We start from the raw sequence: 23,500 nt of genomic DNA, 5'->3' as shown, positions 1-23,500 counted from the left end.
CGATTGTCTCAAAGGATGGTACTAAAAAGTGAGCCGGAGTGCGGCTCAACCGAATGTTATTGATAGAATTGTTTTAAATTATTGTTTTTATTGTTATTTACTGTCATTTCTGTGACGTATTTTTGAAATAAAACTGTCATCAGACCGGTGTAAATTTCCTGACTCAAATCTGTCATGATTCTGAAAATAATTTGTAACGTGAAACAATAAAAACATGGAGTGTCTGATATGTCAGTTTGCAATTTATTGGAATTTTCAGAGTCTGGTGGCTGCGGATGTAAAATCCCGCCTCAGATGCTGACGAATATTCTGAAAACAACACAACAGAAAAACACCGTTAAAAATAACGATATTTTATTGGGCTTTGAAACCTCTGATGACTGCGCCATTTATAATTTCGGTGGTAAAAAGCTATTATTTTCGACTGACTTTTTTAGTTCAACTGTCAGTTCTCCCTATCTGTTCGGGAAAATAGCTGCAGCCAATGCACTGAGTGATATTTATGCGACCGGCGGCCGTCCTTTAATTGTCAATTCCATCCTGGCTTTTCCACCCGATGATATCCCCATGCCGTACATTGAAAAAATGATTGAGGGCGCCCAGGAAGTGATGGCGGAATGCGGGGCAACTGTGGTCGGTGGCCATACCATTAAAAATGCGCAGCCCTTGTATGGCTTTGCGGTGATTGGTGAAGTTGAGGATGCGCATATCCGGCAAAATAATACCCCCCGAAATCATGATCTGGTGATTATCACCAAACCGCTGGGGATTGGCATTATTTCAAACGCCCTGAAAGTGGGGAGATTGAGCGAAGCAGAGTTACCCGAGTCAACGCTCGAAATCATGAGTCGTGTGAATCGGATTGGTTACACTTTGGCTCAGTATCCTGGTGTCAGTGCGATGACAGATATTACCGGTTTTGGTCTCGCCGGACATTTGAGTGAGCTGGTGGACAACACTGGGTTTAACGTCAGCATTGATGGGGATGCGGTGCCTGTCATTGAAGGTGTGGAAGCTCTGAGCCTGACGGTGACGAAGAATCCGAGCGGTACTTACAACAATATCAGCCGTTATGCTCGGTTTGTGAAATATGAAGCCGACATCAGCGATGCGCTTCGTCTGATTCTGCACGATCCGCAGACGAACGGCGGATTATTGTTTACCGTCGACGAGGAAACCTATCGGGATCATATTCTGCCGCTGTTTGAAGCGGAACAGTCTGACCATTATGTGATCGGGACAATCAGCGCAGGGCAAGGGCAGATCATCATCAAATGAGTCAGGAAATTATCGTTGGCCTGTTAGGGATCATCACAGGCAGTTTGTCGGGTTTACTGGGTATCGGTGGCGGCATTTTGCTGGCACCTTTACTGATTATTTGCATGCCCTGGCTAAACGGAATCGCACTGCCGATGGTGACCATTACCGGATTGACGGTCGCCCAGAGCTTCTTTGGTTCCGTCAGTGCCCTGTTTCATCACTCCAAATATCAGCAACGGGATAAAAATCTGATTTACCGTTTCGGCGTCCCTATGGGCGTCGCCAGCCTGGCGGTTTCTTTATTCACGTTTCATTTATCCGACCAGGTGATTTTAATCACGTTCTCTGTGCTGGCGATCAGTTCCGTGGTGATCACGACCTTAGGCCCGGAATTCTGGCGAAAGTGGCTGGGCGAAATCCGGTTAGATTCTGTGGTATTGCCGATCATGGGTCTGTTGCTGGGGTTTACTTGCGGGATTGTCGGCCAGGGTGGCGGCTTTATTTATCTGCCGGTGATGATTGCTCTCTTCGGCTGCCTGCCCAAACTGGCTATTGCGACAGCGCCTGTGATCGGGATTATCTCTTCTTTTTCATTGTTTTTCGGACGTGCAGCTTCAGACACTCTGGACTGGATGCTCTGTGGTTATCTGGTGGCGGGCATATTCGTCGGCGCAAAGCTCGGTAGCTACCTGTATTTTCGGTTGAACGAAAAGATGCTTGCGCGTTGCGTGAATATTTTCGTGCTGCTGAGTTCTATCAAAATCATGTCGATGGCTATCGGCTGATCCAAACCGATTGGTGGAAAAATGATTAATGCGGATGTAAGCGGGTCTGACTGGATCAAGCCCGAGGTTTTTGATTACCTGAAACAGCAGTTTTCAGAACAACGTTTTGGCAACCCGAACTCGAATCATTTCATCGGAAACAGATTGTTTCAGGAGATTGAGATGGCGAGGGGGACATTGTGCGGGGTGTTATCCTGTGACAGCCACCAGCTGATCTTCAATGGTGGTGCAACCGAAGGGATCAGAAATGTGTTTTACAGTTTCTTTGAGCACCATAATTATCAGGATGCAGTGATTCTGCATTCGCCCTATGAGCATTCTGCGACGCTGGAAAACATTCGTTACTGTCGCTCGAAAGGTGCAGAGTGTATCGCTCTCGCGCATGAACAAAATGGGCTGCTGGATATGGCCGGGTTGCAGACTGCACTGAAAGACTGCCAGGGGAAAGCTGTTCTGGTGGCGGTGATGGCTGCGCATAATGAAACGGGGGTGATTCAGGACTATCAGCAGATTGCTGAATTGTGCCACGCATATGATGCGGAATATCTGTGTGATACGACGCAACTGATTGGCAAGCAGTCGTTTGATTTCGAGCGAAGCGAAGTGGATTATGCCGTCGCTTCTGGTCATAAGTTTGGCGCTTTGCCCGGCACCGGTTTTCTGCTGGTGAAAAACTCCTGGCATTTCAGCCCGCTGTTGCTGGGCGGCGGACAGGAATCCAGCCTGCGGGCAGGTACCCAGAATTATCTGGGCATTGCTTCTATGGCCATTGCTTTGCCGCTTGCACAACAACAGATGGTGAACCAGGCGGAAGTTACCGCGGTGCAGCGACGCTTTGAACAAGCGCTGAAGCACCACTTTCCCGGAACCGTCATTATCGGCGAAACGGCACCGCGTGTTCCCGGACTGACTTTCTGTGCTATTGGCGGCGTCAGCCGGGAAGCTTTGCAGGCGGTTCTGGAAGATGCCCGCATCATGGTGTCATCCGGATCGGCCTGTTCAGACCGGAAATCAGCCTTGTCGAAAGTGGCAACCGGGCTGGGGTATTGCGATGATGTGGCAAAAAATACCCTGCGTTTCAGTTTGGGGTACTCCGGGACAGAAGCCGTCTACGCCAGTCTGGCTGATACGCTCCGGCGTGTCGCGCCCAAAGCGCTGGTCGCCTGATGTTCACGGATGATGTTTGAGAAAAGCGCCAGCTGAAGATGCTGGCGCTTTTTGTTTTCACTGTTTCAGTACGACAGCGAACATCGTTAAACCCGTGCTGATGGTCGCCCGGCGGCGGGCTCAGAGCCACTACGAGAAGAAGCTCGCCGTCAGAATTAATAAAACTTGTCTCATATCGATTGATGATGCTCCGCCATGCGCCGCTTGCAGGCGCTGAATCCCGGAAGCATTGCCGGTGAGTGGCCGGCGGTGAAAGCGAATCTGCTCAGTAAGCTCAGAAATTAGGGTAGGGCTCGATAGAACAATGGGGGGCGGTTTCAGTCGGTTCGGTAGGTTAAGCACCGGACATTTCAGAGTTCAGCCACGTCATGAACACCTTTAATCGCGCCAGTCTGGCTGAGTTCGGGTCATAGACCATATAGCGCCTGACCGGATTCGGGTGAGGCAACTGAAAAGGGATCACCAGCTGCCCGGCGTCAAGCTGGCTCTGATATAAATAGGGGACGGCCAGTGTAACGCCATGGCCGTTTAACACCGCCGTCAGTGCCATATCGGTACTGTTGACCCGGGTCCACTTGGCGTGCTGTTTGCTGGCTGGCACACCTGTGTGTTCAAACCAGCTTTGCCAATCGTAGGCGCCGGGGTGTTCCAGGGTAACCAGCCAGGTGGACAGCAGATCTTCGGGGGAACTGAAAGCCAGATCACGGGCAAGTTGCGCAGAACAAACCGGGTAGACTGCGGATTCACCAAAGTACTCACAGGACAGGTTGTCCGGTGTGTGTTTTTCCACTTCAGTGCCGAAACGAATCGCCAGATCAATATGTGCTTGCCTGAGATCATCAAACCCCGCGGACGAGACCACTCGAATCTGGATATCAGGATGCAATTCGGAAAAGCGTTGCATCCTTGGCATCAACCAGAGCGTGGTAAAAGCCTGTGTTGAGCTGATGGTGAGCTCCCCTGCAATTTCTTCCTGATGAATTTGGTTCACTCCCTGCGAAATGATCGCCAAAGCTTGTTGCGCGCACTCGAACAGGCTTTGTCCTTGCTGGCTCAGCAGCATGCTTTTGCCTTTCCGGATAAATAATCGGCATCCTAAATGCTGTTCCAGTTGCCGCATTTGCTGGCTGACGGCAGCCTGGGAAATACAGAGCTCATGCGCCGCCAGACTATAGCTGTTGTGTCTGGCTGCGCATTCAAAGGTGACCAGTAGATTGATATTTTTCAGCAAAATAGGGGCGTCTTGTCTGTGTAGGGTCAGTATTATAAGTTTTTCTTATATTTAAAGTCGATTTGTATCGTTGGTGTTGAACTGCGTCGGCAAACAAAATGGGCATGCAGGGAACAGCCCGGCCCATTTGTGGTTTTCCAGTCAGGAGACAGACATCATGCAAGAATTTAAGCAGTTACATCAGCAAACGACGCCTTTCATCATCGGAAATGTTTGGGATGCTGCCAGTGCCCGTTGTGCTCAGCAGGCCGGTTATCAGGCGTTAGGGACTTCCAGTGCAGCCATCGCGAGTTTACTGGGCTATGAGGATGGCGAACACATCCCGTTTGCTGAGCTCATTTTTATGGTTCGGCGTATTGCCGCAGTCAGTAAGCTTCCCCTCAGTGTGGATATTGAAGCCGGGTTCAGCCGGAATCCGGACGTGATCGCCCATCATATTCAGCAATTAGCGGCGTTGGGTGTGGTCGGGATTAATCTTGAAGACAGCCGGGTCGACACAGAACGAACCCTTGTTCCGGCGGAGGAATTTGCGGCGATAGTGTCGGGCGTGAAAGCGATCCTGCAACAACACCAGACGGAGGTTTTTCTCAATGTTCGCTGCGACGCATTTTTACTGGGTTTAGACCATGCTTGCGCCGAAACGGTCAAGCGCGCTCAAATTTATCAGAGGGCAGGTGCTGATGGCTTCTTTGTGCCTTGTCTAACTGAGGCTGACGATATCAAGGCCGTTGTTGCAGCAAGTCGGCTCCCGGTGAATGTGATGGCAATGCCTGAGTTGCCTGCCTTTGATGAATTGGCGGGCTTGGGGGTAAAACGGATCAGTACCGGTAACTTTGCTCATGATGCGATGCACCGATATCTGCTTAATCTATGGGGTGGGATAAAACAATCGGGATCGTGCGAATCACTGTTCGGTACGGGCACGGCCGGATGAGCGGTTTTGCTGCTGCTGTTGATCCAGTTCAGAATGGGAGCGGAGAGCGTGATCTCGGGTGAGGACGTTGAGTCGGTGTGAAACACATTCAGGTTTATGGCTGCCGACCGCATGGTGCGGCCGGCGTTTTTGTTAGATGTCAGATCAGCATTTATGCCCGGTTGGCTGCCTGCTTGTCGGTCAGCGACTTCATCACACCTTCTTTATCATTCAGATAAGACTCCAGGCCATCACGGCGCAGATCGCAGGACGGACAGTTGCCACAGCCGTCACCAATCACACCGTTGTAGCAGGTCAGGGTCTGATGTCGGATATAATCCAGTTTCCCGTGCTGATCGGCCAGCGCCCAGGTTTCGGCTTTGTTGAGCCACATCAGCGGCGTTTCAATGTTCAGCGGACGATCCATGCCCAGCACCAGGGACTGATTCAGTGATTTCACAAATGCATCGCGGCAGTCCGGGTAGCCGGAGAAGTCGGTTTCACACACACCGGTAATCACGGCTTCTGCACCGATCTGGTAAGCGTAAATGCCTGCCAGCGTCAGGAAGAGTATGTTACGACCCGGCACAAAGGAATTGGGTAAGCCGTTCTCTTGCAGCGCATGGGACACCGGAATATTGTCCCGGGTCAGTGAGCTGATGGCCAGTTCATTGAGCAGGCCGACGTCCATCACCTTGTGCGCGGCAACCCCTAAGTCTTTCGCAATGGCCTGTGCCACTTCGATTTCCAGTTTATGGCGCTGACCATAGTCAAAGGTGATGCAATGGACTTCATCATAATTGGCCATAGCCTGAATTAAACAGGTGGTCGAGTCCTGTCCGCCACTGAAAACGACAACGGCTTTGCGCATGGTGCTGCTCCGAATCTGGTTCAAAAAGAAGGCACATCCTACCCTGAGAGTCAGGATATGCCAAGTGAGCCGTCCCTTCACTCATGCTTACCCGGCGTGAAGCCTCAGCTGAGTTGCCCTGTCTGTTCGAAGGCCGTCAGCTGATCGAGGTAGGGCTGAATGTCACCGATGTTATTGGCGACCCAGTCGGTGTCGAAATAGGTATCCAGGTAGCGCTCACCGCTGTCGCACAGCAAGGTCACGATGGAACCTTGTTCGCCGCGCGCTTTCATATCACTGGCGAGCTGCAGCACACCGTACAGATTGGTGCCGGTAGAGGCGCCGGCTTTGCGGCCCAGCAGTTTCTCCAGCCAGTGCACAGTGGCGATACTTGCGGCATCCGGAATGGTGCGCATGTCATCGACGACATCCGGGATGAAGCTTGGCTCGACGCGCGGACGGCCAATCCCTTCAATACGGCTGCCACGCTCACCTTTCAGGTTGGGATCCCGGGTGAGGTAGTAATCGTGAAAGACCGAATGCTCAGGATCCACCACACACAGTTGGGTGCCGTGCATCTGATAGCGAATATAGCGGCCGATGGTGGCGGAGGTGCCGCCCGTGCCGGCACTCATGACGATCCATGTTGGTATCGGGTGCGCTTCTAACTGCATCTGCTCAAAAATACTCTTGGCAATATTGTTATTGCCCCGCCAGTCAGTGGCACGTTCCGCATAGGTAAACTGATCCATGTAATGACCGTTCAGTTTTTCAGCCAAACGACGAGATTCGTCATAAATCTGGCAGGGATCATCCACAAAATGTGCCTGGCCGCCATAGAATTCAATTTGTTCAATTTTTTTACGGGCAGTCCGGCGCGGCACCACGGCAATAAACGGCAAGCCGAGCAGCCGGGCAAAATAGGCTTCAGAGACCGCGGTGCTGCCCGACGAGGATTCGATGATAGTGGTGTGTTCGCCAATCCAGCCATTGCACAGGCTGTAGAGGAACAGGGAACGGGCCAGACGGTGCTTCAGGCTGCCGGTCGGGTGGGTGCTTTCATCTTTCAGATACAGGTCGATCCCTTCAATGGCCGGAATATCCAGTTTGATGAGATGAGTATCGGCAGAGCGCTGAAAGTCGGCTTCGATTTTTCTGATGGCCTGGTTCACCCAGAGTGGATCATGACGCATGAAACATCCTTGAAAATTGACTGATTAACTCAATGAAAGTTTACGCAAACGAATGGAAATTTCTTTGCTATTATTATTGTTGATTTGATTAATTATAGAAATTTTTTCTTCAAAATAGACATTTCAGGGAAAAATATGGCCGAAAGGAATATAGCGGAAATAGATACCACGGACCGATTACTGCTGGATTTGCTGCAAATGGATGCCAGCCTGTCACTCAACGATTTAGCAGAAGCGGTCAATCTGACCACCACACCGTGCTGGAAACGGTTAAAACGGCTGGAAGAAGCGGGAATCCTGAAGCGGCGGGTGGCCTTGCTGGACCCGGTCAAATTAGGCCTGTCATTCATTGCCTTTGTGCAGATAAAAACCAGCGATCATTCACAGGAGTGGTATCACCGTTTTGTCGCGACTGTCAGTGAGTTTCCGGAAGTAATGGAGTTCTACCGCATGGCTGGTGAATATGACTACATGATGAAAGTTCAGATGGCAGATATGGCTGCGTTTGACAGCTTTTATAAAAAACTGGTCAACAGTATCAGCGGATTAACCAATGTGACTTCTACCTTTGCGATGGAGCCCCTGAAATACACCACAGCGCTGCCTTTATAAATCTCTGATTTGTATTGAAAAAGCACTGTATAAAAACGAATATTCCGTTAACGCCGTGAAAATAGGCAGCATCACCTGCTGTTTTGCTGCCATTCCTTACATTTGGGTTGATAATCAGCCTGTCTTTTTGCCAATATGTTGCTAGATTGTCACCTCAGTGTGATAAGCGATTTTATCCTCTCGATCCACCCGATCTGATTATATTTTTCTATTCTTCCGCTTACTTCTCGTGAGCAGAGCGTGTTTTGCTGGAGGAAACATGCAGGTTTTTTGGCAACTCAGGTGGTACTTTCGGCAAGAATGGCGGCGATATGGCGGCGCAATTGCGATTTTTGTCATCATTGCCTTTTTTGAACTGATCCCACCCCGGGCCGTGGGTTGGATTGTTGATGGTGTGGTTGAAGGCAAAATGACCCTCAACACCATGCTGATGTGGCTGGGCGGGCTGGCTGCGATGTGGGTGCTGGTGTACGTGCTGCGGATCGTCTGGCGTCTGTGGTTGTTTGGCAGTGCTGCAAAGCTGGGCACTGTGCTCAGAGACAAGCTTTATCGCCATTTTACCCGGCAGGCGCCGAATTTTTTGAGCGCCACAAAACCGGTGATCTGATGGCCCGCTCAACCAATGATGTGAATGCGCTGGTGATGACCGCCGGAGAAGGCGTACTGACCGCGGCGGACTCACTGATCACCGGCCTGGCGGTGTTGCTGATTATGTCCACCCAGCTCAGCTGGCAACTGACCATTCTCGCGCTCCTGCCGATGCCCGTGATGGCCTTGCTGGTCTCGCGTTTTGGCAGCCAACTGCATGACAGGTTCAGTGAATCGCAGGCGGCTTTTTCTGCCCTGACAGATACCACTCAGGAGTCGCTGAACGGCGTCAGGATGATCCGCGCTTTTGGTCTGGAGCACAGGCAGCAGGCGGCGTTTGAGAAAGTTGTTGACCATGCCGGTGAAAAGAATTTTGGTGTGGTCAAAGTAGACGCCAAGTTTGACCCAGTGATCCAGCTGACGATTGGGATGTCTTTTTCCTCAGCGTCGGTGGCGGGGCTTATCTGATTCATCAGGGCGAGCTGACTCTGGGCGATCTGACCGCGTTTACCCTCTATCAGGGCTTGATGATCTGGCCGATGCTGGCTATTGCCTGGTTGTTCAATATTCTTGAGCGCGGCTCAGCGGCATGGAAACGCCTGCAGGAAATTTTGGATCAGGCCCCGACGATTGTCAGCGGCACCCAGACACTGCCGGACACCCGTCAGGCGCTGGATATCCGGATTGAAGCGTTTTCCTGGCCGCAGCAACGCCAGCCTGCACTGCAGGATCTGGCGATCCAACTACCGGCGGGTCAGATGCTGGGGCTGGCCGGGCCGGTCGGGTGCGGCAAGTCCACCTTGCTGGCGCTGTTGTTACGCCAGCAGGAGCTGAACCATGGTCGCATTGCGTATGGCGGCGTGTGTATCCGCGACGCGGTGCTGGAACAATGGCGCAGCCGTTTTGCCGTGGTCAGTCAGAGTCCGTTCCTGTTTTCCCGCTCAATTGCCGAAAACATCGCATTGGGCAAGCCGGATGCCAGTCTGGAGGCCATCCGTCACGCTGCCGAATTAGCCTGTATTGATGAAGACATCCTGCTGTTCCCTGAGGGCTACAACACCCTGGTCGGAGAGAAGGGCATTACGCTGTCCGGCGGCCAGAAACAGCGTATCGCGATTGCCCGGGCGCTGCTGCTCAATGCTGAAATTCTGGTGCTGGATGATGCGCTGTCGGCTGTCGACGGCAAAACAGAGCACAGGATCTTGCATAACCTGCGCAGTCAGCCTCAGCGACAGACCGTGATTGTGATTGCCCATCGCCTGACCGCGCTGGAGCAGGCCGATGAAATCGTGGTGTTGCAGCATGGCCAGGTGAGCGAGCGCGGGAAACACGCTGCTTTGCTGAACAATGACGACTGGTACGCCGAGATGTACCGCTACCAGAAACTGGAACAAGCGATTGAGGAGGCGCAATGAAAACACAGGCGGTAAACCGGGCGGTACTGCAGCGGCTGCTCAGATACGCACTGGATGATAAGCGCAACCTGTTCATTGCGATCGCGCTCTTGTTTGTGGCTTCTCTGGCGGATGTGTCCGGCCCCTGGTTGCTGCAGCGTTTCATCGACCATTACATTGCGGTTGATCAGTTTCCGGTCGCCGATGTGGCGACGCTGGTGGCGGCGTATCTCGCGCTGATGATTCTGGCGGGTGTGTTCAAGTATGCCCAGTCACTGCGTTTTAATCAGATTGCCATCGGCGTGGTGCAGAAAGTCCGCAAGCAATTGTTTGCCCGGGTGATGAACCAGCCTTTGTCGGCGTTTGATTACATGCCCAGTGGCAAGCTGATCTCCCGGCTGACCAATGACACTGAATCGATTAAAGATTTTTATGTTTTTGTGATTGCGACTTTTTTAAAGAACGTCACTCTGATTGTGGTGATGCTCACTGTGATGTTTATCATGAGCTGGCGTCTGGCCCTGGTGGTACTGGCGTTGTTGCCGGTTGTGGTGGGCGTGATGGTGGTCTACCAGCACAAAAGTGCCAGTGCCTACCGGCGGATGCGCGACTTGCTGGCGGACATTAATTCTTCCATGAGCGAGTCGATTCAGGGGATGAGTCTGATCCAGCTCATGCGGCAGGAAAAAGCCTTTCGTGCCTATTTTGCCGGGCTGACCGATCAGCACCTGAAGGCGCAAATCGGCGTGACCAAACTGAACAGCATGCTGCTGCGACCCCTGATTGATTTGTTGTCCGGGATCGCCTTGCTGACGCTGGTGGCGCTGTTTGGTTTTGGTGGCACCGAGCTGATCGGGGTCGGAGTGCTGTATGCGTTTCTGAGCTATCTGGGCCGGGTGACTGAGCCGCTGATCGAAATGACGCAGCAATTATCTCTGCTCCAGCAGGCACTGGTGGCCAGCGAGCGGATCTTTGCGCTGATCGATTCACGTCAGCAAGCATACGGTGAGGATGAAAAGCCACTGACCAGCGGGCATCTGGCGTGCCGTCATCTGAGTTTCAGCTATGACGGCAAGCAGAAAGTGCTGAGTAACATTGATATTGAGCTGCCGCATCAGGGGTTTCTGGCGCTGGTGGGCCATACGGGCAGCGGCAAAAGTACCTTGGCTTCGCTCATGATGGGCTTCTATCCAAGTTCAGAAGGCGGCGTTGAGTTAGACGGGCGTGCGCTGGAAAGCCTGAGTCGGCCTGTGTTGCGTCAGGGCATCGCCATGGTCCAGCAGGATCCGCATGTACTGAGTGACACCGTGAGGGAAAATGTCAGCCTGGGCCGGGAGATGACTGATGATCAGATCTGGCACGCCTTAGAGACAGTCGGCCTGGCCGGACAGGTGCAACAATACGAGTTGGGCTTGGACACTGTGCTGGGGGGCGGGGAAGTGAATCTGTCTGCCGGACAAAAGCAGTTACTGGCGCTGGCACGCGTACTGGTCGAGCAGCCGAAAGTGCTGATCCTGGATGAAGCGACCGCCAATATTGACTCAGGGACAGAGCAAAAAATTCAGCATGCGCTTTCGGTGCTGCGTCAGAACATGAGTATTGTGGTGATTGCGCACCGGCTTTCAACCATCATGGATGCTGATGAAATTGTGGTATTGCACCATGGCGAAGTGATTGAAAGAGGCACGCATTTCAGTTTGCTTTCTGAGCGAAAACAGTACTGGCAAATGTACCAGTTGCAGCAGGCGAGTGATCACCTCCACCATTTGGAAGAAGCATCTGCAGAGACAGCAGAAAATTGACATCAGCCTGACAAAAATGTACAAGTCATTCACTATAAATGGCTCCCGGGATAATGGTGGCATATCGCTATTCCGGGAGCTTTGCCGTGAGTGAGTACTTAAGATCCGTAAGATGAACGTCTGTGAAATGAATCAGTCTTCACGCTTGCGCATCAAACCTTCCTGTACGGCGGAAGCAACCAGTTCGCCGTCACGGTTATAAATCTCACCCCGTACCAGACCGCGTGAACCGCTGGCTGATGGACTGTCAATGACATACAGCAGCCAGTCGTCCATCCGGAACGGGCGGTGGAACCACATGGAGTGATCGATGGTGGCCACCTGCATTTTCGGGGTCAGCAAGGTGACGGCATGGGGTTGCAGGGCAGTGACCAGGAAACCCCAGTCAGAGGCGTAGGCCAGCAGGTACTGGTGTATGCGAGGATCGTTCAACATTTCACCATTGGCTCTTATCCAAAGGTATTGTTTGGCCGCCTCTGATTGAGGATGGAGCGGATTGATCACTGTGACCGGACGGACTTCAATCGGTCGCTCGCAGCCAAAGGTCTCGACAAATTTACGGGGCAGCTGGTCTGCGATGGCTTTGACATGGTCTTGTTCTGATTTCAGCGACTCGGGTGGCGGCACCTCTTCAGGCATCGGAAACTGGTGGTTAAAACCGTCTTCCAGCGCTTGATAAGACGCGGTCAGGTAAAAGATAGGGCGACCGTTCTGAATCGCTTTTACCCGACGGGTGCTGAAACTTTTGCCGTCACGCAGGTTTTCGACATCGTAGATAATCGGTTTTTGCGGATCACCTGGCAGCAGGAAGTAGCTATGGAAGGAATGGACAAACCGGTTCTCCGGCACAGTTTCTTTCGCTGCTGACAGGGATTGTCCGATGACCTGACCACCATAGACCTGGGGTAAACCAAGATGTTCACTCTGGCCGCGGAACAAACCTTGTTCCAGTTGTTCTAAGTGCAACAGATTGAGAAGTTCGTTCAGTTCTTTGCTCATCGGAGCTCCAGTTATAATGCTATTATTAGCCAAATTTTTACAGTTAGTTACCCATAAACTCAAGGCGGAAGGTTCCGAAGTGTTAGAACCATCAGTTTGTGGGAGGAATATCAAGGGCAGGGTACAACGATGAAAAAGATGTTTGCGTTACTAACCTTATTGGTCACAGCTATGGTTATTTCAGCATGTACAAATATGATCAATAAAGAAGCAGGTGTCGGAAAAGTTGAAGGTAATCTGACGTATCGTGAGCGTATGGCGCTTCCGGATGATGCGCTGATTACGGTGACCTTGTCAGATGTTTCTCTGATGGATGCGCCCGCGAAAGTGATCAGCCGCCAGTCGTATCTGGCTGCAGGCAAGCAGGTGCCTTTTTCATTCAGCCTTCAGTATATGGAAGAAGAGATTAAGCCTTCTCATACCTATGCTGTGAGCGCACGAATCGAAGTGAACGGCCAACTGCTGTTCATCACGGATACTGCCAATCATGTGATTACCGATCCGTCCAAAACCACTCAGTTGGATCTGATGCTGGTACGCGTCAGCCAGTAATCTCTGAATCAGAATCCCTAAAGCCCGGCCATCGCCGGGCTTTTTGCATTTGGGTGCAATTCAAGGCTCTTGCTCTTGTTCCTCCCCTTGAAAAGGGGAGGGAATAGCTCAGTATTTAATGTCGGGTCCTTTGCTTTTGTTCCTCCCCCTCGTGGAGGGGGAGGCTAGGAGGGGGTCTTCAGGGCACCAAGTTTCGGGGGATATTCTTCCCGCTACGCCACCGGAAACCCATCCCAGCGGTAACGCTTCAAAGCAACCCTGCCCGTAGCAGAAACCTCAATGCCATCAGCGATCAGACATTGCCGCTGGCGCAGGAAGTCATCACCCTGCTGTGAAATTTTCCCCTGACTGTTGATCACCCGGAACCAGGGTAGCGTAGAGCCTTCCGGCAGCTGGCCTAACAGCTTTCCCACATGACGGGCATAACCGGGGAAGCCTGCAAAGCGGGCAATATCACCGTAAGTCGACACTTTGCCATAAGGAATCTGCGTGATCTGGCTGTAGATTTGATGCTTAAAGTCGTCCATATTGGGATCCTGGGTAACAATTTGTGCAGGGAGGTGCAAATGTTATATACCACAATCCTGGCTGTCATGAGCATGTTACTGACCATTGTCGGGGTCAGCGCCCTCGGGCTCGCACAGCATCATTTAACTGTCCTTGCGGTTGCTATCCCCGCGCTGTGGCTATTGCCGCAAGGCGGTCTGCCTGCTGTGTTGCTGCTAATGGGCATCGGTATGTTTGGTGCCGTATTGCCTTTTCAGCCACTCGCGCTCTCGGTGAGCCTGCTGATGATGCTTCCTGTCCTGACTGTGTCTTTCTCGCCCCGGGGCAACTGGCAGGTCGCGGCCTTACTCTTTGCGGTCGTGATCGCCATGGATGCAGGCTTACTGGCACTGCAAAGCGAAGAAAAGCTGACGGGGCAGGCTGGTTACACCTTGCTGCAGGTTCTGGCGGTGTGTTTCATCTGGCTTGCTGCCCGTTACTGGCGCCCGGTTCAAGCCAATTATGGCTGGCCATTACTGCTGGCAGTGCCCTTATGGCTTGGCGGGCTGACACCGGCCGCTCTGGTCGTACTGTGCATCATCGGTGTTATTGTCGCACTCCAGACGCTGTACCAGCAGAGCCAGCTGGTTTGGGTATCCAGGCTCAATTGGGTCTTGCCGGCGATTGCGTTTGCCACCCTGGTGGTGATCCCTGAATTTGAAGTGCCTAATCCTGTTTTAGTCTCCTGGCTGCTGGTACTGGGCAGTGCCTCGCTGGCCGAATATTTACTGAACGAACTCGAAAGCAGCTGAAGGAAAATTGTTAGATGGGCAATAATCCAGCAGTCAGCAGTACGCGGCTTGCCAATGCCTTGCAATGTCATTGGGGTTAGTGGATAATCCGTCCCGTTCTCGCAATGATCTGAAACGGTTATCAGTGAGAGATCGAATCTATGGAGGCCCCCATTGGTCCTCCCGCAACACTAACTCGTGAACCCGGTCAGGCCTGGAAGGGAGCAGCCGCAGCGAGCGACGTGTGTGCCGGGATGTGGCTGGTGGGGGTCTCCACCCATCTGGCGTTTGCCAATTTCCTGCTTCAAAAGTGACTTCCTGATTCTTTAAATTGCTCTGTGTTGTGGCATTCCCAATTCGCCATTTGGTGATTTTGCATGTCGCGCTTTATATTCGGAGAGCTCCTCAGCATTTTTCCCTTGGGGAGAGTGAGTAACGATAGTTTGCTCGTTGTTGGAGAGTTATTATTGTGGCGTATATTCCTTGCAATGAGAGGGTATGTCGCGCTTGAGTTCGGTATTTCATTCAACATGGTTTGATGCGCGCCAGGTACTCTTTTCCAGCAAAAAGAGTACCCAGAAATGCCTTTGAATTCTCTGATGTTGTCCGGGTCGGTTGTAGGCGCTCCCGGCGCCGAAAACCTAAAAATTCGTCCTGAATTTTTACCCTATTTCGCGCGTCATACTTAAGCTCATAATTGCCCCAAAGTTTGTTAGATCCGCAACTCTACAGCGCTCAAACCACTTCATTTTCCCATAAATCTGTTAATGAGCGCACATCTATGTGATTGCACTGTGTGTACAGTTCTGCATGCAGCTATGCTGGATAGATTAGGGGCACGGAATTTTGCGAACGTGAGGGCGGTAGCGTAACTAAATGGGTTGCTGTGCTAAATAGCACGCTGATGCCCCAAAGCTTGCTAGCACTCGTTTAGTGAATCGAAAATTGACGAACTACTTGCCCTAACAGTTCTTATTGATTAACCCGTTTTTAGCGCCTCTTCATGAGTGAGCGGAACTGGATGGGTATACAGTCATATTCTAATTTAAGTAGCTTTTTGCGCTTTTAACCTCATTAGTTTGCGCATTTTTTAATCTGAAATTATCAAAACCACTTAAAATCAATTATATACACTTACACCAAATTAGTTAATAGTTTTGGAAAACACGCATGCGCGTTTTTTCCAGAGGGTGTATTTGATAGAAAGCTGATAAGTTCTTTACATACAGATAGTGAACTGTGCTCGTTTTCACTAGCCTAACGTGGTAAACACGCATGCGCACTAATAAAATGTTATACGAATCGGAGGAAAAATGAGTTCACATTTAGCTATGCAAGATTTTGTAGATAATCTTAGTTTAAAGCGTGATGACTATGGTAATTGCACGTTTCAAGCGTTAGTTGAGTTCAGAAGTAAACGACGGAATGTTAGCGAAATTACAACCGTCAAATTCATCCGAAATGGATACAATGACGGGAATATTACAATAACAGAAGAAGCTGAACTAACTTCAGATTATTATCATTTAGATTTTTCTCCAGATTGGCAAGAATACTCTTTTAACCCGAACGATAACTCACTGTTAATTAAGGGGAGCTCTCCTAAAATGGGAGGGAAATATACCGTTGCTATTAAAGTTGCATGATTCGTATAACAAGGCGAAGCAATTGACAAAATACATGTCACGAATTTTGAAACTGCTCTTTGCGTTAGCTGTAAAAGGGAATTATGAAACTCTTCGAAGTCATAAATGCTATAGATACCTTCGATGATGAAGGAACAATATTCGTACAAAAAGTTGATGGCTCTTATCACCCTAAGTCTGAAGCTGTTGTGATAGAAATGACGGACGAAGAACTTGAAATGAAAACTAGTGAATTCGCAAGAAAACGATGCCCTGGCAAGTCCTATTTCCTTGAGGTCTTTATAGTCCAAGAGGTTCTTGAGGGCTGGGCTTCAAATCACGGTGGCAGGCAACCAAATAACGAGAAAGCTTGTCATTTTTAATATATTACGCTGAACATGATGCATATCCTGAATCATTTTTCAGCTAACAAGGCGCTCAAGAAATGACAAATTTTCCATGGCCGATTTTTGTGCTTTAACGCTACGCGAGCACAAAAACGTCCACTCCAAGTTTGCCGCTTAGCTTGGCGTTAAGTGAGTAAAGAGGGTGTTTGAAATGGTAGATATTGCATCTATATCCGCAGGGTTAACATCAATAAAAACTGCATTGGATATTACGAAAGAACTAAGGAATATTGACTCATTGCTAAAAGATGCTGAAGTGAAGCTAAAACTAGCTGATCTAATTGAGGCTTTGTCTGAAGCAAAAATACAAGTTTCTGAAATTCGAGTTGAGAACCAAGAACTTAGAAATAAATTAAAAGAGTTAGAGAACCAATTATATCAAACCGATGAGGTATTTTTCGACAAGGGCCACTATTTTTTAAAGTCTCCAAAAGAAGGGGAGGCTCAGGGGCCCTATTGTGCTAGGTGCTACAGCGACAACGGGAAATTATTTCCAGAGTCGGAGCTTCCTTCAACCTTCCATGATCTTGGTAGGTATAGGTGCCCTAAATGTAGTTCCGTTACTATGTAACCAACATAAATTTTATGAACTAACCCAATCAATATTTAAGCATTATCTGGTAAGTCGGTTGATGCTACCACAGAGAAAATGGACTTTTTATGACACCCTATACAAACATGAATGGAAATTCAAATATTGAATCTTATGAAGTTGCGGATGATTCAATTACTGTTCGGTTTAAGTCTGGTAGGTTCCGAAATTATCAATATACGAACCTAAGGCCAGGTGCGGCAGTGGTTGAACGGATGAAAGTCCTTGCTGTACAGGGGTATGGACTCAATTCCTACATATCGACAACTGTAAAGTCACGGTTTGCTCGTAAATGGTAAGTCACATAACAAGCAAAGTCAGCGTCGCCCCTACGGGGCTGGATCTCGCTAAGCTCGGCCGCTGTTTATGGCGTTAGGTGCTAAGAGGAAATAATTAGATGCTGTCGAATAAAGTTCTAGATTGGATGAATAAAACAGGTTTTCCGCTAGAAATGAAAACTGCCCTTAGCTTTCGAAAGCAAAGCTTCGATGTGTATCAATCTTACGACTATAAAGACTTTGAATCTGATAAAAGCAGAGAAATAGATGTATTGGCAATACATATTGATCAAACCAGTAAAGGTATGATCGATGTTGCTTACGTAATGGAATGTAAAGCATCAAAAAAGCCTTGGGTTGTACTTAAAGGCAAAACACTGTCAGATAGTTACCACAGGCTAAATTCCTTTTGTATCGCTTCAGTCGCCGGAAGAGAAGCCTTTGTAGATAAACTAATTAACGGTGAATTAGAGTATATCCGAGATTATACAGAGACATCGAAATATGCTGGTTATGATTTTCGACAGGCTATGGGAGGTGACCATGACCCAGCTTATGGGGCAGCTATTGGAGTAATCAAAGCTTGTTTGGGTTATATACAAGATCGCACATGTAACGTGTCAGACAGATTGTGTTATTGTTTTCCTGTTATCGTGGTGGATTCTCCACTGTTCGAATGTTGGCTCAATGAAACTGGTGAGTTAGAGCTTCAGGAAGTGCAGCGTAGCTGTTTCAAATTTAGTTCTTATCATTCTGAAAGAGTCTCTACAACAGTAACTGTGATTACTAAGTCAGAACTTGATGCGTTCTCTAGCGAAGCTGAAAGGGTTGCTGATTCAATAAGAAATGAATTCGCAGCGAGAGAAAATGAACTTTTTGATAAACTTTGCAAACGCACCTAATAAACGCACCAAGAAGGACTGTAACGCGTGGTAGTTCTAGTCCTAATGAGCTGCGGTGGTTGCAGTTGCTGTGTTTTAGCTTGGTGGTATTATGCGTAGTGAGCCTAGGAAATAAGGAAAACGTGTGTTTATTGAAAAATATCAATGGATGTATGCAGTGATATCGGGTTACTCGGCTACTGCTTTATTAGTAATGACCAATGTTAACCCCGACTATTTTGGTTTTTGGTTATCGCTATCCACTATCTTGTTTGCAATCTGTCTTCCTGTTTTTGCAACCATGTCTATGACATATTGGATTTTTTTAAAGTACAGAGTTCCTCAAAAGAACGTGGCTCTATTAATAAACAGTAAAAAAATCAAGTGTTCACAGTTATTAGTCTGACGCTGCTAGCTTTGGCTAGCTTATCTTTTGTACTTCATCTTAGTTACCTAGCAGGTATTGCGATGTTGTGCGCTTTAGTTGTAGGGAAACTATTTCAATCATATTGTTTAGATAAGGTTGGAATAACTAATGGGTGGATGGATTCTGTAAAAAAAACACCAGGAGATGCGCCAAATATTGAACCTAACTAAAAATACGTATAACAATTAACTTAAGAGTGGTTCGCAATGCTTGATATTTTTGTTTTAAGTTGACTTTTGTGTTTACGGTGCAGTGATTTAAGAAGGTGGTAGTATTGCTCACATCTTAATTGGGAGTTAACTCATAGAAATTTTAATCTGAAATGAACGAGTTAGAGTTAAGACTTTAACTCGGAAATGTCCAAAAACGAGTTTTGACCCCAAAGTTTCCCACTCCCCAGGGGGAAATTCAGGGCGAATTTTCAGGTTGTCGGCGGCGGGAAGCCGACAACCTGCCGGGACAGCAGCAAAGAATAAAAAGGCATTTCTGGATACTTTTATGCCAGCAAAGCGTATCTGGTGCGTATGAAATCATGCTGATAGAAATACCGAACTCAAGCGCGACATACCTCACAGCCAGACATACCATCAGCCGATAATGAATAATTGTGGGGATGTTTGCATATTGGGGGTCAGAATCGGTCTTGATGGTGGTAGTGTCTGCATTTGAGCACTGTGTAATCCCTGTAAAGTACGCGGCTATAGTTTTGAATTGTCACGCTAAAGGGGATGTGGGCAGTGGTATCAAGCCAAAGCTCCCGAAAAGCAGCAAGCAACATTGAACGCTTGAAGCTCGAGAAGAAATCAGAGTAGCGTTATCAGCCACAATGTCATGAAGAGTAATAGCATTTATGCTAACTCACTGCCCTTCAACTATTTAAACTCTTCTAGTGAAACTGAAACGGTTCGTCCTGCAATTAAAGTGAAGTCTTTTGGAATCGTATCTATTTTGATCCGAACTGGAATGCGCTGAGCGAGGCGTATCCAACTGAATGTCGGATTCACATTTGCCAGTAATGTTCCTGAAGCTGTTGTTCTTTCACTGTCGTTGATTCCCGCTGATAACCCTTCAACATGCCCATATATCGGTTTGGTTTCGCCCATCACGAAGATGGTGGCGAGTGCGCCATTCTGTATACGACTTAGTTTTGTCTCTTCAAAATATCCGGAGACATAAAAACTATTTTGATCAACGAGTGCCATGACTGGGACGCCAGCTGAGGCGAATGTCCCTGGTCTGAGAGAGAAATTCGTGATCACACCATTAACCGGCGAGTAGATGTCGGCTCTGCTCAGGTTAATTTCAGCCAGCTCTAGGTCTGCTAAAGACTTATCCACGCTGGCCTGAGCCAAAATGAGTGCATCGCGTTTATCGTCACGTTGCTGCGCCGAGACGGCGTTATTTAATCGCTGATAGCGTTTGTATTCCCGATCAGCGGCGTGAAGTGTTGCTTTAGCTTGTTTCACCATTGCTTTGGCTTGCGTCACTTCACTGTTCAGGCGCTTTTTATCTAAGCTAAACAGCAGTGTGCCCTTATTAACGACCTGGTTATCGTGAACATAGACGGCTTCTACGTTTCCAGAAATATCGGTGGCAAGCGGAACGATATCTGCACGAATTTTTCCATCCCGAGTTTGCGGCGCATAGTGATAGTAACTGTATAAATTCCAAACGACGACGCCGGCTAGAAGCACTGTACTTGCCGTCATCAGGACTTTAAAGCTCGATACAACTTTGTTTTTAATCATGGTAGTGAATGACCAGTTGGTGTTGTGATGATCGCAAATACGTGAAAGACCAAGCCGGTAAGAGCAACAAAGAGGGCTGAGTCAAAAACGGGCCTTTGCGCGATGAGTCGATAGAAACCTGTCTTTAAAAGTAAGTAGGAGAGTAAGATTCTGAGAAAGAAAGCGAGCACCATGCATAACAGCAATGGTGAAACATATATCCCCAAAATATCGAGTTCGTTAAGCATCAGATGGTTTCCAGTGTGGTGCTGTTGGATAGAGGGCGATTCGCAATCCGGTTAATAGATGTAACACGTCAGTTTGATTTTCATGGTTCGCATGCTGAATGTTGAGATCAATTTGTCTGAGCCATTCGTCGGTCAATTGAGATTGGCTGTCACGGCGCTGGCTGAGGTTTTTCAGCAGTGGTTGCAATGTTGAGGGCATTGAGTGTTCGCTACTTAATTGTCTCAATTTGGCCGTTATGATGCTGGCTCTGAGTTGAGTCAGAAGGATGAGAGTGTCTTTACCGAGCGTTGCGCCTAGCCTTGATAGCTGTAAAGCTATTCTGTCTAAGGAGCGAATCACGTAGTTTTCGATTGCTACGTCATCAAACCTGTGCGTCAGTGCCTGTTGATCTTTTTGCTCGCGCTCCAACAGTTGGTGCAGTGCATGTTGTGCTCCCCAGCGGCGGCATAATGCGACGGCAACGAAAGCGACAAAGATACCTGTTAACGTTGCGACAGAGCTTTCCAAAAAGATGCCAATGTCGAAAGGTGCGTAATGATTTTGGAAGTTGATGTTACTCAGACTCAATGCCAGAACCAACATCGCGAACGGGTTTCTTGATGCCCAAATTCCCATTGGCAACATAAAAGCAGCCATGATCACCAGAAAGCTGGTTTGGTTATTTGCCAGTGGTAACAACAGGTATCCCAAAATAAACGCGGTAAAGGTGGCGATAAATGCAAAGCGTCCAAACTGAGTGATAGCGAGACCGGGTTCATCGCTGGCGCCAAAAAAGCTAATCGCCACCACACCCAGCAAGACTAAGTTGGGGCCCTGAGTCCATCCTGTCAGATACCAGACGGCACTGAGCAACGAGTACGTCAGTAATATCCCGACGAACATGCGTGACATCAAGCCCGTGTCTGGCAGAAGCGGAAATGCTCTGGCCTTCATCGCCGCGTAGCGCATGAAACCGTGAATGGGCTTTCCTTCCATAAGGCGTTGAAACGCAATGACATACTCCCAGTCTTGAATGTGCTGGTTGAGCAGTATCTGAATTCGATTGAGCACCAGTTTTTCCCACGGGGAAGATTGATGATAAACCGCGGCAGGTATCTCAATCGGTTGAATTTCCGATGCTTCGTTATTGGTTTTCAGGCTTTCCGAACTGGGTAACAGGCGTTCACGTGTTTCAGAAGATAAGTTGTGTATGGCATGACCCAGTGCAGAAATCGTCGGAATCATCTTCATGATTTGTCTTTGCAGTGCGATGACGGCTTGGCGTGTCTGCCGATCAACAGCGTGGTCACGCTTGATGGTTGAAACCAACAGAGACAATGATGAAATGTCGTTGAGAACTGCCAATCTGTCAGAGTCTGTCGAATGATCGGCAATGCCAGCGAGGCAATCATCACGCCATGTTTTAAGGTCACGGACCCAGTTATCCACTCGAGATTGAAGCATGGGTTGCGTGGTTCCCGGAAAAAACAGCGTATCGACGAAGGTGACCGATAATATACCAATGCAAATTTCGACAACTCTCGTCACAACCATCGTAAATATATGTTCTGGCTGACCGATGTACGCAACCAGCACTAACATCATGGTGACGCCAGCCAATTGCAGGCTGTAAGCGCTTGGTGTTCGGTCGGCAAAAGACAAAGCAAGGGTTGTAGAGGCAACCAGGCCTGTAACGATCACCAAAATGAAAGGTTCACTCGCTAGCCAGGCTGAGAGTAGCAGTGAGACGAGGCCAGCAAATAATGTTCCTGCAAACCGGTATGTGGCTCGGGCACGGACAGCGCCGGACAAAGGGTTGCTGAGCACACAGCTCGTCACCATCGCCCAGTAAGGGTTCGCTAATCCAATCTCTACCGCGACAAAATAGGCGAGCATGGCCGATACATAAATTTTGGCGGCAAATAGCCATTGTTGACGCGTGATGTTCATTTATTGGACTTGGATTGCAGCACAAACTCGTTGGCCCGCTTTTCAAACAACCGCAATACTTGAGTTGCTTGTTCAATCGCTGCCAAATCAACGTCATTCATCAGCTCAAGGCGCAACGCGTCCGCTGCCCGCTCTATGCTTACCGCGATCTCGGTTCCCTTTGGCAAGATATGCAGAGTTTTGATTCGGCGATCGGCAGTATCTTCACGGCGTTCCAGCAATTGTTCATTGCTAGCCTGATCCAATAGTCGAACTAAAGCGCCAGGATTGATGCCAATTTCCTCAGCTAACAATTTCTGATTTAAACCTTGTGGATTTCGATACACCAGAACAACGGCGCTTGCCAGGGACATCGAAATACCGTAATCCGCGATAATTTCAGATACGGCTCGTTTCCAGGCGCGTCTGACTGGTTGAAGACTATTCGTGAGTTCGTGAAGAAGTGCGATTTTTTCTTGCATAGTCATGCCTCATATCAAGATTTTTGTATGCCATTCGTGGTGGCGTGGAGCGGATGATAGGAAAATAATGTTGCTTTAGCAATAGTTTTAAAGGCAATGTATTTTTTGTGTGGCAGGCAGGATGAGGATTAAAACCCCAGTATTTTGGGGCTACTTTTTTATGGCGTGAAAAGTGCCCGTTTTTGTATCAGAAAGTCCATGAGAACTGTGATTGATGAGCGACCACACAAGGCCACGGAGGTAAATCCCCCTTTGATGGCTGCTTAACTTCTACTTTTAACTGCGGTTAAAAATGGGAGAA

At 48.9% G+C, this 23,500-nt stretch carries 21 protein-coding genes, 1 other RNA gene and 1 pseudogene; 14 read left to right on the top strand and 9 right to left on the bottom strand.

Going from position 1 to position 23,500, the window contains the following annotated elements; translation table 11 throughout:
- Positions 1 to 228 precede the first annotated feature (228 nt).
- The 3 genes from selD to P4S53_RS08825 are packed head-to-tail and all read left to right on the top strand — an operon-like array spanning position 229 to position 3,212.
- Positions 229 to 1,278, top strand: coding sequence for a selenide, water dikinase SelD (selD, locus tag P4S53_RS08835; RefSeq protein WP_337112396.1), 1,050 nt, complete (start codon positions 229 to 231; stop codon positions 1,276 to 1,278).
- Positions 1,275 to 2,045: a sulfite exporter TauE/SafE family protein gene (locus P4S53_RS08830; protein WP_337112395.1), complete on the top strand. Its 771-nt coding sequence runs from the start codon at positions 1,275 to 1,277 to the stop codon at positions 2,043 to 2,045. Before selD ends, P4S53_RS08830 begins: the two co-directional genes overlap by 4 nt.
- Before the next feature lie 21 nt (positions 2,046 to 2,066).
- The gene (locus tag P4S53_RS08825) at positions 2,067 to 3,212 is read left to right on the top strand and encodes a cysteine desulfurase family protein (RefSeq protein ID WP_337112394.1); all 1,146 of its coding nucleotides are present in this window, start codon (positions 2,067 to 2,069) and stop codon (positions 3,210 to 3,212) included.
- A gap of 334 nt (positions 3,213 to 3,546) precedes the next feature.
- Here P4S53_RS08825 and P4S53_RS08820 read toward each other — a convergent pair whose 3' ends face one another.
- Positions 3,547 to 4,443, bottom strand: a complete 897-nt coding sequence (locus tag P4S53_RS08820) for a LysR substrate-binding domain-containing protein (RefSeq protein ID WP_337112393.1) — start codon at positions 4,441 to 4,443, stop codon at positions 3,547 to 3,549.
- 157 nt (positions 4,444 to 4,600) lie between these two features.
- Between P4S53_RS08820 and P4S53_RS08815 the strand changes: the two genes are divergently transcribed.
- Entirely contained in the window at positions 4,601 to 5,377 is a 777-nt protein-coding gene (locus P4S53_RS08815) for an isocitrate lyase/PEP mutase family protein (protein WP_337112392.1), read from the top strand.
- Positions 5,378 to 5,528: 151 nt separating this feature from the next.
- On the opposite strand, the gene queC is transcribed toward P4S53_RS08815, so the two are convergent.
- Positions 5,529 to 6,251, bottom strand: a complete 723-nt coding sequence (gene queC, locus P4S53_RS08810) for a 7-cyano-7-deazaguanine synthase QueC (RefSeq protein ID WP_337112391.1) — start codon at positions 6,249 to 6,251, stop codon at positions 5,529 to 5,531.
- 80 nt (positions 6,252 to 6,331) lie between these two features.
- Complete coding sequence (locus tag P4S53_RS08805; RefSeq protein WP_337112390.1) at positions 6,332 to 7,399, bottom strand: PLP-dependent cysteine synthase family protein; 1,068 nt, start codon at positions 7,397 to 7,399, stop codon at positions 6,332 to 6,334.
- Positions 7,400 to 7,534: 135 nt separating this feature from the next.
- Here P4S53_RS08805 and P4S53_RS08800 point away from each other — a divergent pair, with 135 nt between their 5' ends.
- The 3 genes and pseudogenes from P4S53_RS08800 to P4S53_RS08790 all read left to right on the top strand — a co-directional run bounded on the left by P4S53_RS08800 (position 7,535) and on the right by P4S53_RS08790 (position 11,795).
- Positions 7,535 to 8,011 (top strand): Lrp/AsnC family transcriptional regulator, encoded by a 477-nt coding sequence (locus P4S53_RS08800; protein ID WP_161459897.1) that lies wholly within the window; start codon positions 7,535 to 7,537, stop codon positions 8,009 to 8,011.
- Between the two features lie 259 nt (positions 8,012 to 8,270).
- Positions 8,271 to 10,014 (top strand): annotated as a pseudogene (locus P4S53_RS08795) (SmdA family multidrug ABC transporter permease/ATP-binding protein).
- Positions 10,011 to 11,795 carry a SmdB family multidrug efflux ABC transporter permease/ATP-binding protein gene (locus P4S53_RS08790; protein WP_337112389.1) on the top strand — a complete coding sequence of 595 codons (1,785 nt, stop codon included), beginning with the start codon at positions 10,011 to 10,013 and terminating at the stop codon, positions 11,793 to 11,795. Before P4S53_RS08795 ends, P4S53_RS08790 begins: the two are co-directional and overlap by 4 nt.
- A gap of 132 nt (positions 11,796 to 11,927) precedes the next feature.
- On the opposite strand, the gene tesB is transcribed toward P4S53_RS08790, so the two are convergent.
- The gene (gene tesB / locus P4S53_RS08785; RefSeq protein ID WP_337112388.1) at positions 11,928 to 12,794 is read right to left on the bottom strand and encodes an acyl-CoA thioesterase II; all 867 of its coding nucleotides are present in this window, start codon (positions 12,792 to 12,794) and stop codon (positions 11,928 to 11,930) included.
- Positions 12,795 to 12,923: 129 nt separating this feature from the next.
- Here tesB and P4S53_RS08780 point away from each other — a divergent pair, with 129 nt between their 5' ends.
- Positions 12,924 to 13,346, top strand: coding sequence for a YbaY family lipoprotein (locus tag P4S53_RS08780; RefSeq protein ID WP_161444096.1), 423 nt, complete (start codon positions 12,924 to 12,926; stop codon positions 13,344 to 13,346).
- A gap of 212 nt (positions 13,347 to 13,558) precedes the next feature.
- On the opposite strand, the gene P4S53_RS08775 is transcribed toward P4S53_RS08780, so the two are convergent.
- Positions 13,559 to 13,873 (bottom strand): MGMT family protein, encoded by a 315-nt coding sequence (locus P4S53_RS08775; protein WP_337112387.1) that lies wholly within the window; start codon positions 13,871 to 13,873, stop codon positions 13,559 to 13,561.
- A 39-nt stretch (positions 13,874 to 13,912) separates the two neighbouring features.
- Here P4S53_RS08775 and P4S53_RS08770 point away from each other — a divergent pair, with 39 nt between their 5' ends.
- From P4S53_RS08770 to P4S53_RS08745, 6 genes are all read left to right on the top strand, one after another.
- Positions 13,913 to 14,644 (top strand): hypothetical protein, encoded by a 732-nt coding sequence (locus P4S53_RS08770; protein ID WP_337112386.1) that lies wholly within the window; start codon positions 13,913 to 13,915, stop codon positions 14,642 to 14,644.
- A gap of 151 nt (positions 14,645 to 14,795) precedes the next feature.
- Positions 14,796 to 14,892, top strand: an RNA gene (gene ffs, locus P4S53_RS08765) — signal recognition particle sRNA small type.
- Positions 14,893 to 15,936: 1,044 nt separating this feature from the next.
- A complete protein-coding gene (locus P4S53_RS08760; RefSeq protein WP_337112385.1) occupies positions 15,937 to 16,269 on the top strand; it encodes a hypothetical protein in 333 nt (110 codons plus the stop codon).
- A gap of 83 nt (positions 16,270 to 16,352) precedes the next feature.
- Entirely contained in the window at positions 16,353 to 16,631 is a 279-nt protein-coding gene (locus P4S53_RS08755) for a hypothetical protein (protein ID WP_337112384.1), read from the top strand.
- Positions 16,632 to 16,806: 175 nt separating this feature from the next.
- Entirely contained in the window at positions 16,807 to 17,226 is a 420-nt protein-coding gene (locus P4S53_RS08750) for a hypothetical protein (RefSeq protein WP_337112383.1), read from the top strand.
- A gap of 418 nt (positions 17,227 to 17,644) precedes the next feature.
- A complete protein-coding gene (locus tag P4S53_RS08745; protein ID WP_337112382.1) occupies positions 17,645 to 18,427 on the top strand; it encodes a hypothetical protein in 783 nt (260 codons plus the stop codon).
- Between the two features lie 1,278 nt (positions 18,428 to 19,705).
- On the opposite strand, the gene P4S53_RS08740 is transcribed toward P4S53_RS08745, so the two are convergent.
- From P4S53_RS08740 to P4S53_RS08730, 4 genes are read right to left on the bottom strand one after another with little or no spacing between them, the layout of a single operon-like run.
- Entirely contained in the window at positions 19,706 to 20,581 is an 876-nt protein-coding gene (locus P4S53_RS08740) for an HlyD family secretion protein (protein WP_337112381.1), read from the bottom strand.
- Entirely contained in the window at positions 20,578 to 20,808 is a 231-nt protein-coding gene (locus tag P4S53_RS22640; RefSeq protein ID WP_442958651.1) for a DUF1656 domain-containing protein, read from the bottom strand. Before P4S53_RS22640 ends, P4S53_RS08740 begins: the two co-directional genes overlap by 4 nt.
- Complete coding sequence (locus P4S53_RS08735; protein WP_337112380.1) at positions 20,801 to 22,738, bottom strand: FUSC family protein; 1,938 nt, start codon at positions 22,736 to 22,738, stop codon at positions 20,801 to 20,803. Before P4S53_RS08735 ends, P4S53_RS22640 begins: the two co-directional genes overlap by 8 nt.
- A complete protein-coding gene (locus tag P4S53_RS08730; RefSeq protein WP_337112379.1) occupies positions 22,735 to 23,199 on the bottom strand; it encodes a MarR family winged helix-turn-helix transcriptional regulator in 465 nt (154 codons plus the stop codon). Before P4S53_RS08730 ends, P4S53_RS08735 begins: the two co-directional genes overlap by 4 nt.
- Positions 23,200 to 23,500: the final 301 nt, after the last annotated feature.

The organism is Photobacterium sp. Hal280, from assembly GCF_037162255.1.
Classification (GTDB): domain Bacteria; phylum Pseudomonadota; class Gammaproteobacteria; order Enterobacterales; family Vibrionaceae; genus Photobacterium.
This window is presented reverse-complemented; position numbering and strand designations above follow the sequence as displayed.

Excerpts from the sequence above, each read along its gene's own strand:
- P4S53_RS08740 (WP_337112381.1), bottom strand. The coding sequence starts at position 20,581 with ATGATTAAAAACAAAGTTGTATCGAGCTTTAAAGTCCTGATGACGGCA.
- P4S53_RS08745 (WP_337112382.1), top strand. The coding sequence starts at position 17,645 with ATGCTGTCGAATAAAGTTCTAGATTGGATGAATAAAACAGGTTTTCCG.
- P4S53_RS08815 (WP_337112392.1), top strand. The coding sequence starts at position 4,601 with ATGCAAGAATTTAAGCAGTTACATCAGCAAACGACGCCTTTCATCATC.
- P4S53_RS22640 (WP_442958651.1), bottom strand. The coding sequence starts at position 20,808 with ATGCTTAACGAACTCGATATTTTGGGGATATATGTTTCACCATTGCTG.
- tesB (WP_337112388.1), bottom strand. The coding sequence starts at position 12,794 with ATGAGCAAAGAACTGAACGAACTTCTCAATCTGTTGCACTTAGAACAA.
- P4S53_RS08730 (WP_337112379.1), bottom strand. The coding sequence starts at position 23,199 with ATGCAAGAAAAAATCGCACTTCTTCACGAACTCACGAATAGTCTTCAA.
- P4S53_RS08735 (WP_337112380.1), bottom strand. The coding sequence starts at position 22,738 with ATGAACATCACGCGTCAACAATGGCTATTTGCCGCCAAAATTTATGTA.
- P4S53_RS08780 (WP_161444096.1), top strand. The coding sequence starts at position 12,924 with ATGAAAAAGATGTTTGCGTTACTAACCTTATTGGTCACAGCTATGGTT.
- P4S53_RS08830 (WP_337112395.1), top strand. The coding sequence starts at position 1,275 with ATGAGTCAGGAAATTATCGTTGGCCTGTTAGGGATCATCACAGGCAGT.
- P4S53_RS08790 (WP_337112389.1), top strand. The coding sequence starts at position 10,011 with ATGAAAACACAGGCGGTAAACCGGGCGGTACTGCAGCGGCTGCTCAGA.
- P4S53_RS08770 (WP_337112386.1), top strand. The coding sequence starts at position 13,913 with ATGTTATATACCACAATCCTGGCTGTCATGAGCATGTTACTGACCATT.
- selD (WP_337112396.1), top strand. The coding sequence starts at position 229 with ATGTCAGTTTGCAATTTATTGGAATTTTCAGAGTCTGGTGGCTGCGGA.
- P4S53_RS08825 (WP_337112394.1), top strand. The coding sequence starts at position 2,067 with ATGATTAATGCGGATGTAAGCGGGTCTGACTGGATCAAGCCCGAGGTT.
- P4S53_RS08775 (WP_337112387.1), bottom strand. The coding sequence starts at position 13,873 with ATGGACGACTTTAAGCATCAAATCTACAGCCAGATCACGCAGATTCCT.
- P4S53_RS08750 (WP_337112383.1), top strand. The coding sequence starts at position 16,807 with ATGGTAGATATTGCATCTATATCCGCAGGGTTAACATCAATAAAAACT.
- P4S53_RS08760 (WP_337112385.1), top strand. The coding sequence starts at position 15,937 with ATGAGTTCACATTTAGCTATGCAAGATTTTGTAGATAATCTTAGTTTA.
- P4S53_RS08805 (WP_337112390.1), bottom strand. The coding sequence starts at position 7,399 with ATGCGTCATGATCCACTCTGGGTGAACCAGGCCATCAGAAAAATCGAA.
- P4S53_RS08800 (WP_161459897.1), top strand. The coding sequence starts at position 7,535 with ATGGCCGAAAGGAATATAGCGGAAATAGATACCACGGACCGATTACTG.
- P4S53_RS08755 (WP_337112384.1), top strand. The coding sequence starts at position 16,353 with ATGAAACTCTTCGAAGTCATAAATGCTATAGATACCTTCGATGATGAA.